The organism is Anaerotignum sp. (assembly GCF_017483025.1).
In the GTDB taxonomy this organism is placed as follows: domain Bacteria; phylum Bacillota; class Clostridia; order Lachnospirales; family Anaerotignaceae; genus Anaerotignum_A.
Map to the genome: position 1 here is coordinate 42,420 of NZ_JAFUMA010000047.1, position 12,607 is coordinate 55,026.

A 12,607-nucleotide genomic window follows, 5' to 3' on the forward strand; every position below is an offset into this window, starting at 1 on the left:
GATTTTGTTCTTGGCGTTATGGTATTATTTACGTGGATATGTTAGAATAAAGGCGAAGGGCTTTTCTGCCGAACGTTTCATGAATATGGCAGCTTTTCGCGGGGTCTATCTTTGGGATGTGGCCCAGGCGGGGGCGGGCATGACCATGAAAGCGGCGGGCGGCAGTCTGGATACTCTGGAGGCCTGCGCTGAGAAAACGGGCTGTACCATCGAAGTCCTTGGCTGGGGCGGCCTTCCTGCCTTTTTGGGGCGGTTTCGCAGGAGACAAGTATGGACGGCAGGCGTGCTGCTTTTTGCCGCAGGGCTATACATACTTTCTTCCTTCGTCTGGACAGTGGAGGTGGAAGGAAATGAACGCCTTGCAAAGGAAGACATCCTTTCCTTTTGCGAGGAAATGGGCCTGAGGCCCGGTGCATGGAAGCGGAACGTGGATACGGAAGCCGTTACGAATAGCCTTCTGGAGCAATTTGCTGATATCTCCTGGGTCAGCGTGGGTATCCGGGGAACGGATGCCACGGTGAAGCTGGCGGAGACCATCGAAAAGGTGGAACTGGTGGAAAAGGAGACTCCCTGTGATATTATCGCATCTGCCGATGGCGTAATTATTCAGATCACTGCCGAGCGGGGAACGCCGCTGGTTTCGGCGGGGGATGTGGTGAAAAAGGGGGATATCCTGATTTCCTCGGAGCTTCTCATTGGCTTGGAGGGGGAGGAACAGCATACCGAATATACCGCGGCGGAAGGGGCTGTCATGGCCCGCATCTGGCAGCGGTTGACGGAAGAAATGCCCCTGCAATATGAAGAAACGATTTACAGTGGCTTGGAAAAGGAAAATTACAGCCTGATTTTTTCCGAAAAGGAGCTGGATTTTATTCGGCCCAGCGGTGACGGGCAGTGGGAAAAGACAGTGCTGGAAGAAACGCCTCTGGCGCTGGGGGATTTTGAATTGCCCCTGAAAATGAAAAAAGAAATCTGGAAAGCCTGCGAAACGGCGCAAAAGGAACGTACTGTTGACGAGGCAAAGTCGATTTTGGAAGAAAATTTAAGAAAAAAGACAGAGAATTTATTGTCCCCATACGGTAAAATAGAGAATATAGAAATCAGATTTGAAGAATACGCCGATGGTGTCCGCGCCGAAGCGGAAGTAACCCTGGCGGAAAGAATAGACGAAAAACAACTGAGAACACAAGAAAAGGAGCGTGGAAGCGCGAATGAGTTTTGAAAGAACCATGCAGATGGATAACCGTATCATCCTGCCTGTTTTCGGGCAGTTCGATGCGAACATTAAAAAAATCGAAAAGGCCTGCGGTGTCAGCATCGTCAACCGTGGCGATGATGTGAAAATTTCTGGCGAGGAAAAGAACGTGCATAAAGCATGGAACATCATGCATTCCCTGGCGGCTCTGGCAAGAAAGGGCGAAGAGATCACAGAACAGAATCTGGAATACTTCATCTCCTCCGCTGAAGAAGCAGACCTGAAGGAGCTGGAAAAGGTATATGATGATCTGATCTGCATTACCGTCAACGGCAGACCTTTGAAGCCTAAAACTCTGGGGCAGAAGAAATACGTTGACCTGATCAAAAATAACACCATCGTATTTGGTATCGGCCCCGCGGGCACAGGGAAAACCTACCTTGCCATGGCAATGGCCATCACTGCATTTAAAAATAACGAAGTGAATCGTATCATCCTGACCCGTCCTGCCATCGAAGCGGGGGAAAAGCTGGGCTTTCTGCCCGGCGACCTGCAGCAGAAGGTAGATCCCTATCTGCGTCCTTTGTACGATGCGCTGTACGAGATCATGGGTGCGGAAAACTTTATGAAAAATATGGAAAAGGGTCTCATAGAAGTTGCCCCTCTGGCGTATATGCGCGGCAGAACACTGGATAATGCCTTCATCGTGCTGGATGAAGCCCAGAATACCACACCGGAGCAGATGAAAATGTTTCTGACCCGTATCGGCTATGGTTCTAAAGCGGTCATCACCGGCGATATTACCCAGATCGACCTGGGGGAAGGTAAAAGAAGCGGCCTGATGGAAGCAACAAAGATCCTCTCCGGCATCGAGGGCATCGGCCAGATCACATTGACCAATAAAGACGTTGTGCGCCATCCCCTGGTGCAGAAAATCATCCTTGCATATGAAAAGTTTGAAAACAAGAAACGAGGCGATCAGGATGGCAAGAAAGAAAGACGCTTCCCCAAATAATGCGAAGAAAAAATCCCAGCAGGGATTGATGTTTGCGGTTGCCTTCATCCTGACCCTGTTCTGCATCGGCACAGGCTCCTATGTGCAGGAGCTGGATATGGTGCAGGTGGGCTCTGTGGCGGAAAAGCGTTATGTGGCGGAAGCAGATGCTGTGGATGAAGTGGCAACCAACAAACTGAAAGAAGCGGCAGCGGACAGCGTTGCCCCTATTTATAAGCATGATTCCGTGGTGGAAGAGGAAAGCCGCACGGAAGTGAATGAATTGTTTGAAGATCTGAACAGCATCCTTGCTTCCCTGAAAGAAGCGGACAGCTTTTATGAAAAAGCCCAGGCGGCCCCCTGGAAGCTGCCTGTGTTGCTGACGGAGAAAGAACTGAATGCCTACGCCGGGCTGGATTCTGTGAATCGTATCCTGTTTGCGGAGGATTGCCTGGTGGCCATGAATCAGGTCTATGCAGAGGGCATCACCGCTGATGCGCTGGAAGAGGGCAGAGCGAAGGCGAACGAAGCCTTTGCATCCACTGCGTGGAGCAGTTCCCTGAAGGAAATGGCAAATTCTATTTTTGAAGCAGGGCTGGAACCGAACCTCCTGCCCGATGAAGCAGCCATGGAAGCCGCCCGGGAAGAAAAGCGTGCCGAAGTGGATGATGTGATGATCCGCAAAAATCAGAAGATCGTAGATGAAGGGGAGATCATCACTCAGGATATCTACGACAGACTGGTGAGCCTGAATCTGATCGGCGGTGCCGATTACAGAAGCAGCGCGTTGCCCCTTATGGGCAGTATGCTGATGGTAGGGCTGTTGTTTGTGGCACTCTATCTCTTCTTTACATGGAGCAAAGGGGCCGTTGTGCTGAAAAAGAATGAAGTAAAGATGCTTTTCAGCGTCTATGTGCTGATGATCATTTTGCTGCGGCTGATGGCCAATATCCCTTATTTTACACTGATCCCTCTGGGGCTGTTTGCCATGCTGGCAAGCCTTCTGGCGGGGCGGCGTGTGGCTCTGGTTATGAATACGTTGTTCTGTATCATTGGCTGTTTCATTTTCAACGGCGATGTACAGTTTTTGATGTATTCCCTGCTGGTGGGCACCCTTGGCGCCCTGCTGATCCAGAAAACGGACAAGCGGCAGAGGATGGTTCCCATTGCGGTGGCTATGGGCATCGTCAGCTTGATCGCCATGTTTGGCGTTGGGCTGTTCTTTGATGGCGGCTATTCCCAGGGGTTGATGCTGAAGTGTCTGTTTGCAGCAGTGATGGGCCTGGTTTCCGTCGTGATCGCTGTGGGCAGTCTGCCCTTCTGGGAAGCGACCTTTGAAGCCAATACGCCCTTGCGCCTGCTGGAACTGACGAACCCCAACAATGAGCTGCTGCGCCGCCTGATGCTGGAAGCGCCTGGTACATATCACCATAGCCTCATCGTTGCCAACCTGGCGGAGACTGCGGCCTATGAAATTGGCGCAAATACGGCTTTGGCCCGTGCCGGCGCTTATTATCACGATATTGGTAAATTGAAGAATCCGCAGATGTTTTCCGAAAATCAGTCCGGCTATAATCCCCATGACGATCTGGCGCCGGAAACCAGCGCGAAGATCATCACCCAGCATCCGAAAAACGGTGTGGAAATGGGTCTGGAATACGGTCTGCCCCGCATCATCATCGATGTCATTCGGGAACACCACGGGACAAGCCTTGTGAAGTTTTTCTATTTCAAGGCGCTGAAGGCCTATGGGGCGGAAAACGTGACCGAAGCGGAATATCGCTATCAGGGCACTGTGCCCACATCCCGGGAATCTGCCGTGGTCATGCTGGCGGATACGGTGGAAGCGGCGGTGCGTTCTATTCTCGGCAGCGGAAAGACGCTGGAAGAAGCAGAAGGCGTGGTAAAGACCCTCATCAAAGATAAGCTGGACGATGGACAGCTGGATCACAGCGGTCTTGGCATCCATGAACTGGAGATCATCCGCAAAGCATTTTTGAAGGTATTCCACGGCATGTATCACGAACGGGTGGCATACCCCAAACAGGAAGAGATCGACGCAGCGGCAAAGAAAGGCGCTGTAGAAGAAAAGAGAGAGGAAGAAAACAGTGAATCTACTGATCGATAACAGAACAGAAGAACTGCTTTCCGCAGAACTGGAAGAAGCCATCCAGAAGGCGGCGGCAGAATCTTTGAAATATGAGGAATTTGACGAAAATTGCGAGATCAGCGTTTCCATCGTGGATAACGAAGAAATTCGACAGATCAATAAGCAGTTCAGAAATATTGACAGAGCAACAGACGTCCTCAGCTTTCCTATGCTGACTTTTGAAGAAGGGGAAGAAGCAGAGGTAAACGAAAATGACGAAATTATCCTGGGGGATATCATCATTTCTCTGGAACGTGCCAGAGAACAGGCGGAGGAATATGGCCATTCCCTGAAACGGGAAATCGCCTTCCTGACAGCCCATAGCATGCTTCATCTTCTGGGCTATGACCATATGGAGCCGGAAGAAGAAGCGGAAATGTTCCGCAGACAGAAGGAAATCCTCATTCAGGCCGGGTTCCCCAGAAAATAAAATCATAAGGAGGAATTCCTATGACAGATAGAGAGTTAGTAGCACTGGCAAAAGAGGCCATGCAGAATGCCTATGTGCCTTATTCCCATTTCAAGGTTGGGGCGGCGCTTCTGGCGAAGGATGGTACCGTTTTCAAGGGCTGCAATATCGAAAACGCATCCTATGGTGCAACCAACTGCGCCGAACGGACAGCCATTTTCAAGGCGGTTTCCGAAGGCTACAGAGAATTCGAAAAAATCGCTGTCGTTGCCAGCAGCGGGGACTACGCTTCTCCCTGCGGCATCTGCAGACAGGTGCTCTTTGAATTCCTGCCCGATGGCAAAGTCATTCTGGACAGTGAGGAAAAGGGTATGGTAACATATTCAGTTAGAGAGTTACTTCCTTGCGGATTTAGCAGTAAAGATATTAAGTAAGGTTAAGGTGGAATTTTTATGGCGGAAAAAAGCTGGGAAACATTAGAAGGCGCGTGCCTTTCCTGTCATAAGTGCAGATTGGCGGAAATGCGTACCAATGTGGTCATCGGCAAAGGCAACCGCAACGCGGATATCCTGTTCATTGGGGAGGGCCCGGGTCAGCAGGAAGATCTGCAGGGCTTGCCCTTCGTAGGCCCTGCGGGACAATTACTGGATAAAATGCTTGCCAGCGTTGGCCTTTCTCTGGAGGACGCATATATCGCCAATGTGGTGAAGTGCCGCCCGCCCGGCAATCGTGACCCCCATGACGATGAAAAGGAAGCATGTCTGAATTATCTCAGATATCAGCTGATGCTGATACGCCCAAAAATCATCGTTTGTCTGGGGCGAATTGCTGCCACCACCATCATCGATCCCGATTTCAAAATTACACGGCAGAGAGGCCAATGGATCGAGAGAAAAGGATATCATATGATCGCAACGTACCATCCCTCGGCATTGCTTCGGGATGAAACAAAAAAACGCCCTGCATGGGAAGATATGCAGGCCATCCGTGCAAAGTGGGATGAATTGAAAAATCAAGGATAAGATAAATATTTTAGGAGGAAAAAATATGAGCGGTATTGATGCATTGAAAGCAAAATTTGCTGACATCGAACTGAAACCCAATGCAAAAACAATGGAAGAGGTTGTGCAGTATATCGAAGAACACTGGGGCGCATTCCGTGTAAAAATCACAGAAAGCGAATACATTGCCCATTACAAAGCGGCTTATGAATTTGCAAAGCTGATGGGTCAGGATGTAACAGATTTCCAGGAAGAGATCAGAAGATATCGTCTGCCCAATACAAATAAGATCCATGTGGTTCTGGGCATGCATACAGAATATATGACAGCGGAAAACGGCATGAAATATTATCAGGCGCTGTGCCTGATCAAAGGCCTGACTCAGGAAGATATCGATACAAAGAACGACAGATGGCTGCAGTATGTACTGCTGCTGGATATGGCAAAGGACTGGGAAGCAAAAGACCAGAATTTCCTGGCAGAACAGGAAGCAATGCTGAAGGAAAGAGGGGTGGAAATGGAATGAAAAAATTCCATTCCGGCTTTGTTTCTCTGGTAGGCAGACCCAACGTGGGCAAATCCACGCTGATGAACTGCCTGATCGGGGAAAAGATCGCCATTACATCCCATAAACCCCAGACAACCAGAAATAAAATCACTTCCATCCTGACAAAGGATGATTTCCAGTGCGTATTCCTGGATACGCCCGGTATCCATAAGCCCAAATCCAAATTGGGTGAATATATGGTGCGCTCTGCGGAAACAACTTTTAATGAAGTGGATCTGGTGCTGATGCTGATCGAGCCTACCACAGAAATCCAGGCCATGGACCAGTATGTTCTGGAAAGAATCAAAAACGTAAAAACACCCGTTGTGCTGGTGATCAATAAGATCGACACAGTGGAAAGAGATACCCTGCTGGAAGTCATCGCCACTTACAGCAAGCTGCATAACTTTGCGGAAGTTGTGCCCATTTCTGCTATGAAGGACAGAAACACAGGGGAACTCTTGGAAGTCATCAAAAAATATCTGCCGGAAGGCCCTCAGTACTTCCCCGGCGATATGGTGACAGATCAGCCCGAAAGACAGATCGCAGCGGAGATCATCCGTGAAAAAGCATTGTACCTGCTGCAGGATGAAGTGCCCCACGGCATTGCTGTGGAAATCATGTCCATGAAGAAACGCCCCGATCAGGATATGGTAGACGTACAGGCGACCATTTACTGCGAAAGAGATTCCCATAAGGGCATCATCATCGGTAAACAGGGCTCTATGCTGAAACGCATCGGCTCTACTGCAAGATATGATATGCAGAGACTGCTGGGTTCTCCCATTTATCTGCAGCTGTGGGTAAAAGTGAAAAAAGACTGGAGAGACAGCGATTTCCTGCTGAAAAACTTTGGCTACGATAAACGTAATATCTAATTGTCGTGCCGAAGGCAAATAAAAGTTTCGGTCAAGCCTTTTCAAAGGCTTGCGGGGTGTTGGGGCAGAGCCCCGCGAATGGAAATAAAATAACAGTATGTTAAATATATTTTTTCGCATCCTATTTTCATAGAAAGGGGACGGGATGATGCAGGAAAATGAAAGAGACTACTGGCAGAAATTTTTGCAGACAGGGCAGGTGGAGGATTACCTGCGCTATCGCAAATACACAGCGGAACAGGCGGAAAACCCTCGCCGCCGCATAGAGGAAACGTCAAGATACAAGAATTTTTATTGAAACTGAACGAATATAACGAGGTCGGCTATGGGAACAGAAAAGCTGCGCGGCATTGTCATACGGGAACAGGTAAAAGGCGAAAGCAACAAGCAGATCGTCCTTCTGGCGAAGGGCGTGGGGCGGGTTGTCCTTTCCGCCCGTGGGGCAAGAAATGCGAAAAGCAGGCTTTTGGCGGCGACGCAGCTGTTCTGCTATGCCGATTTTGTTGTTTTTGAGGGCAGCGGTTTTTATTCCATCACCCAGGCGGAGCTGTTGAATAGCTTTTATGGCCTGCGGATGGATATTGATAAATTTTCCGAAGCTATGTACCTGACGGAACTGGTAGACCGGAGCTGCCCTGCCGGCATGGAGCAGGATGAGGTGCTGGAACTGTTGTACTACGCCTTTCTGGTCATGGATAAGGGGACTTTGCCGCCCAAGCTGATCTCCCGTATTTTTGAGCTGAAATTCCTGCAGATCAACGGGCTTTTTGCGCCGGAGGAATGTAATATCTGCGGCAAAAGCGAGGGCAACCTCTATTTTGACGGCAGAACAGGGGCATTTTATTGCGCGGCGCATCGCACCCAGAATAGTATTCTTGTTTACGATGCGGTACGGAAGGCCTTTGCCTATGTTTTGGAGAAAGAGGGTAAGGCTGTTTTCGGCTTTAATCTTTCCGATGAAGCGCTGGAACAGATGACAGTCATCCTGCAGAACTATATGGATATACATATGGACCTGCGATTAAAGACCCGCGATTTTTTTGCTTAGTCACTGAATTTTCGTTCATGTTTTGTGGAAATCTGTGCGCGTCCGAAAGATTTTGGATGGAAAATCGTACAAGTTTTCCCCTTGACTTTGATGGCGGAAAGCGTTATCATAAGTCTCAACTTCATAAAAACACTGCGTTGAAAAAGAGGAGTATCTGCGGAGGATTTTCAGAGAGCCATCGGTCGGTGCGAGGTGGCAATCGGAAACAGAGAAGGGCGCTTTGGAGCAGTATTCACAAGAGAGGGCTGAGCAATCAGTCAACGAGGGTGGAACCGCGGAAGATCATATAACTTTCGTCCCTTGCTTTATAGCAAGTGATGAAAGTTTTTTTTAATTTATTCGTCCCTTGCAATGTATCTTATCATTTTGAAATCAAACGCAGTTTGATTTCGTATAAAGTTCTTTGTTCAACTTTCTTTCAAGAAAGTTGACGGGGGGTGGGGTGGAACCCCACAGAAAAGGAGGAAAAAATTATGGCAGTAGAATCTATGGAAAAAATCGTAGCATTGGCTAAAAACAGAGGTTTTGTATACCCCGGCTCCGAAATTTACGGCGGCCTGGCAAATACATGGGATTACGGCCCTTTGGGTGTTGAACTGAAAAACAACATGAAAAAAGCATGGTGGAAAAAATTCATCCAGGAAAACCCCATGAACGTTGGTGTTGACTGTGCCATCCTGATGAACCCCCAGACATGGGTTGCTTCCGGTCACGTTGGCGGCTTCTCTGACCCTCTGATGGACTGTAAGGAATGTAAGGAACGTTTCCGTGCAGATAAAATCATCGAAGACTACATGAAAGAACATGATATGCCCGAAGTTGCAGTTGACGGCTGGAGCAACGAAGAAATGAAGAAATTCATCGATGACAATCAGGTTGCATGCCCTTCCTGCGGTGCCCATAACTTCACAGATATCCGTCAGTTCAACCTGATGTTCAAAACATTCCAGGGCGTAACAGAAGATGCGAAAAACGTTGTTTACCTGCGTCCCGAAACAGCACAGGGTATCTTCGTAAACTTCAAAAACGTACAGAGAACAACAAGAAAAAAACTGCCCTTCGGTATCGGTCAGATCGGTAAATCCTTCCGTAACGAAATCACACCCGGTAACTTCACATTCAGAACAAGAGAATTCGAACAGATGGAACTGGAATTCTTCTGCGAACCCGGCACAGATCTGGAATGGCTGGATTACTGGAGAACATACTGCAAAAACTTTCTGTTGAACCTGGGCATGACAGAAGACAGAATGCGTCTGAGAGACCATTCTCCTGAAGAACTGTCTCACTACAGCAAAGGCACAACAGATATCGAATACAAATTCCCCTTCGGCTGGGGCGAACTGTGGGGCATCGCTGACAGAACAGACTATGACCTGACATGCCACCAGAACACAAGCGGCGAAGATATGACATACTTCGATCAGGCGAAAAACGAAAAATACGTTCCTTACTGCATCGAACCTTCCGTTGGTGCTGACCGTGTGACACTGGCATTCCTGTGCGATGCTTATGATGAAGAACAGATCGATGAAAAGGATGTCAGAACAGTTCTGCACTTCCATCCCGCTCTGGCACCCATCAAAGCGGCTGTACTGCCTCTGAGCAAAAAACTGAACGATCAGGCTGGCGAAGTATATGCTATGATCGCGAAAGAATTCAACTGCGATTACGATGATGCAGGTTCCATCGGTAAACGCTACAGAAGACAGGACGAAGTTGGTACACCTTTCTGTATCACATATGACTTCGAATCCGTAGAAGACCAGTGTGTAACTGTTCGTGACAGAGACACAATGGAACAGGTTAGAATGCCTATCGCTGATCTGGTTGGTTATCTGAAAGATAAGATGGAATTTTGATAAAAGCGGAGAAAAGATTTTCGGAACTTCGCGTATATCTGTGACCGCTTGCGGGGACAGATAAGGCGAAGGGCGAAAAAAGATTTGCGGAGTAAATCAAGCCTCAAACTCATGGAGTTTGAGGCTTTCCTTTTTTTGTGGTAAAATAGATGCTGAGGTGATATGATGAAAAAATTCGAAGGCTTCAAGCCTGAAACCATAGATTTCATGTGGGAACTGCGCATGAATAACAGCAAGGAATGGATGGATCAGAACCGCGACCGCTACAAAGCAGTGCTGAAGGAACCTTTCGATGCCTTTGCGGCGGAATTGGCGGAACTGAGCCCCATGTTCTGCGGGAAAAAGATGAAATATTCCGTTTCTCGTATCAACCGTGACATCCGTTACACCAGGGATAAAAGTCCTTACCGCGCCAATCGCTGGATCGTGCTGTATGATGAAAAATTCCGCGGCACAGAATGGAAGCTGCGTCCCTCTTTCTATTTCGAACTGGACCCCGAAGGCTTTACCCATGGAGTGGGCATGTGGTGCGCAACGCCTGCCTTCCTGACGGCCTATCGCAAGAAGATCGACAGCAACCCCGCGGCCTTTCAGCGCTTAGCGAAAAAAATCGACAAAGACCCCCTGTTCCAGCTGGAAGGGGAGGAATATAAGAAGATCAGGAATGAAAGCCTGGACCCCTTGGCCCAAAGCTGGTATAAAAAGAAGGACATCATTATCTGCACCAGAAGCGCCATGGAGGATATCCTTTTTACGCCGGAACTGCCCCAATATCTGGCGGAGGAATGGAGCAGATTGAAAGGGCTGTATGCTTTTTTGGAAGATATCGAAGCGGAATAAAAAAGAAGCACTCCTTGAGTGCTTCTTCTTTTATTTACCCAAAAGTCTTTGCCAGCGCCTTCACGGCCTTATCCCTGATGATGGTTTCCCCATGCTCCAGGAGATAATATTTTGCCAAAGGTGTGGGTACGTGCTTCTGACCGTATTCCTTCAATACCAGTTCCAGTTCTTCAGAGGATTCCTCTGCAGTGTATGTATCCCCCTGCAGTACAAGGAAATACTTGTTTTCGTTCTTGTAAACAGCGCTTTCGCCCTTGAATGTGCCATCCAGTCTGAGGCTCACGCGGATGACGTCATCCAGCTCGGGGAAGGAATAGATGAGGATATCGGAGTTCTTTTCTTCCGCATGTTCCAGGGTATCCATGGGCTTTTTCTTCCAGCGGCGCATATCCTGTGCCTGATGCAACAGATCCGCCCCGTTTTTGGCGCTCTTGTCCTTGCTTGTTACCTTTGTTACGATGATCATAATGCCATCTGTCCCCGCGGGAACAGCTTCCACCATCAGAGGTGTGTTTTCGGAAATGAAATCTTCTTCATCCAGCGCCTGTTCCATAATATCACGGAAGAGCTTCTGAGTCTTTTCGGATGGTGTGATAAGATCTTCCAGCTGGATATCTCTTTCCTTCAGGTCATCTTTTGTTAACGTCAGTTTCAGCTGATTTTCGCTGATTCTTTCTATTTTCATGGTATCACTCCCTCATGTTTTCATAAGGAAACGGTCAGTTTTGTCACTATACAATCTTTTGGATTTATAGTATAGTATATTCAATTGGCGGGGAGATGTAAAGAGGAGAAAGCCGCCATATTTCTTAATTTTCTGTGAACGGAGGAAAAAATTGTGAAAAAAACACGTGGGATTTTGCTTATCCTGACCCTGCTCATCTGGGGTGGGATGTATTATTATTATCTGCCTGCTTTGAATATCCATTCCGAAGAGAGCTGGGTATTCTTTGTCGTTGCTATTGCCATTGGGCTGGTGCTGAATTTCTGGCCTATTTTCAAGGTGCTGTTTCTGGAGAGGAACGGTGACGTGGTGGAAAGGGGCGAAAGATGGAAAACAGCAAAACGTCTGCTGATCCTTCCCCTTGCCCTGTGCGTTGTTTATGGCGTAGGCACACTGCTGTCTTCTCCCATTTTGCGGGCATCTGCGTACCATCAGCTGCTGGATGTGCAGACGGGGGATTTTGCCAACGATATCCATGAAGTCAATTATGACCAGATCCCCATTCTGGATAAGGATTCTGCGGCAAAGCTGGCGGAAAGAGAAATGGGCAGCATGGTGGACATGGTCTCTCAGTATGAAGTGAGCCCTTATTTCAATCAGATCAATTATCAGGGCAAACCTGTCCGTGTAACGCCCCTGCAGTATGGCGATATCATCAAATGGTTCACCAACCGCGGCACTGGCGTCCCTGCTTATATCAGCATTGATATGACCACCCAGGATGTAGACCTGATCAAGCTGGAAGAGGGCATCAAGATCTCTCCCTTTGAACATTTTGGTCGCAACCTGAATCGCTATATCCGCTTCCGCTACCCCATAGCCATGATCCATTCCTATAATTTTGAGATCAACGACGAGGGTGAGCCTTACTGGGTATGCGCTGTGGAAGATAAGACCATCGGTCTTTTCGGCGGCACGGATATCAAAGGCGCTATCATCATCAATGCAGCTACGGGGGAA

13 protein-coding genes, 1 pseudogene and 1 other annotated feature are annotated in these 12,607 nt (G+C 48.4%); of the genes and pseudogenes, 13 read left to right on the top strand and 1 reads right to left on the bottom strand.

What is annotated here, in order from left to right:
• The first annotated feature begins 4 nt into the window (after positions 1-4).
• The 12 genes from yqfD to IJ369_RS04150 all read left to right on the top strand — a co-directional run bounded on the left by yqfD (position 5) and on the right by IJ369_RS04150 (position 10,923).
• Positions 5-1,222 carry a sporulation protein YqfD gene (gene yqfD / locus IJ369_RS04095; RefSeq protein WP_290716302.1) on the top strand — a complete coding sequence of 406 codons (1,218 nt, stop codon included), beginning with the start codon at positions 5-7 and terminating at the stop codon, positions 1,220-1,222.
• Positions 1,212-2,210: a PhoH family protein gene (locus IJ369_RS04100; protein WP_290716304.1), complete on the top strand. Its 999-nt coding sequence runs from the start codon at positions 1,212-1,214 to the stop codon at positions 2,208-2,210. The genes yqfD and IJ369_RS04100 overlap by 11 nt, the downstream gene beginning before the upstream one ends.
• Positions 2,179-4,317 carry an HD family phosphohydrolase gene (locus IJ369_RS04105; RefSeq protein WP_290716306.1) on the top strand — a complete coding sequence of 713 codons (2,139 nt, stop codon included), beginning with the start codon at positions 2,179-2,181 and terminating at the stop codon, positions 4,315-4,317. The genes IJ369_RS04100 and IJ369_RS04105 overlap by 32 nt, the downstream gene beginning before the upstream one ends.
• Positions 4,298-4,768, top strand: coding sequence for an rRNA maturation RNase YbeY (ybeY, locus tag IJ369_RS04110; RefSeq protein ID WP_290716308.1), 471 nt, complete (start codon positions 4,298-4,300; stop codon positions 4,766-4,768). Before IJ369_RS04105 ends, ybeY begins: the two co-directional genes overlap by 20 nt.
• A gap of 20 nt (positions 4,769-4,788) precedes the next feature.
• Positions 4,789-5,181 (top strand): cytidine deaminase, encoded by a 393-nt coding sequence (gene cdd, locus IJ369_RS04115; RefSeq protein WP_290716310.1) that lies wholly within the window; start codon positions 4,789-4,791, stop codon positions 5,179-5,181.
• An 18-nt stretch (positions 5,182-5,199) separates the two neighbouring features.
• Complete coding sequence (locus tag IJ369_RS04120; RefSeq protein WP_290716312.1) at positions 5,200-5,769, top strand: uracil-DNA glycosylase; 570 nt, start codon at positions 5,200-5,202, stop codon at positions 5,767-5,769.
• A gap of 25 nt (positions 5,770-5,794) precedes the next feature.
• Positions 5,795-6,274, top strand: a complete 480-nt coding sequence (locus IJ369_RS04125; protein ID WP_290716313.1) for a hypothetical protein — start codon at positions 5,795-5,797, stop codon at positions 6,272-6,274.
• Entirely contained in the window at positions 6,271-7,173 is a 903-nt protein-coding gene (era, locus tag IJ369_RS04130) for a GTPase Era (RefSeq protein WP_290716315.1), read from the top strand. Before IJ369_RS04125 ends, era begins: the two co-directional genes overlap by 4 nt.
• A gap of 148 nt (positions 7,174-7,321) precedes the next feature.
• On the top strand, positions 7,322-7,471 hold the full coding sequence (locus IJ369_RS04135; RefSeq protein WP_290716317.1) for a hypothetical protein: 150 nt from the start codon (positions 7,322-7,324) through the stop codon (positions 7,469-7,471).
• Positions 7,472-7,498: 27 nt separating this feature from the next.
• On the top strand, positions 7,499-8,221 hold the full coding sequence (recO, locus tag IJ369_RS04140) for a DNA repair protein RecO (RefSeq protein ID WP_290716320.1): 723 nt from the start codon (positions 7,499-7,501) through the stop codon (positions 8,219-8,221).
• Between the two features lie 128 nt (positions 8,222-8,349).
• Positions 8,350-8,525: a binding site (T-box leader), on the top strand.
• A gap of 169 nt (positions 8,526-8,694) precedes the next feature.
• Complete coding sequence (locus tag IJ369_RS04145; protein WP_290716322.1) at positions 8,695-10,083, top strand: glycine--tRNA ligase; 1,389 nt, start codon at positions 8,695-8,697, stop codon at positions 10,081-10,083.
• 165 nt (positions 10,084-10,248) lie between these two features.
• Positions 10,249-10,923 carry a DUF2461 domain-containing protein gene (locus tag IJ369_RS04150; protein WP_290716323.1) on the top strand — a complete coding sequence of 225 codons (675 nt, stop codon included), beginning with the start codon at positions 10,249-10,251 and terminating at the stop codon, positions 10,921-10,923.
• Between the two features lie 34 nt (positions 10,924-10,957).
• Here the strand turns inward: IJ369_RS04150 and IJ369_RS04155 are convergent, their stop codons facing one another.
• Complete coding sequence (locus tag IJ369_RS04155; protein WP_290716326.1) at positions 10,958-11,608, bottom strand: adaptor protein MecA; 651 nt, start codon at positions 11,606-11,608, stop codon at positions 10,958-10,960.
• Positions 11,609-11,761: 153 nt separating this feature from the next.
• Between IJ369_RS04155 and IJ369_RS04160 the strand changes: the two are divergent.
• A pseudogene (locus tag IJ369_RS04160) lies at positions 11,762-12,607 on the top strand (CvpA family protein); the annotation flags it as partial.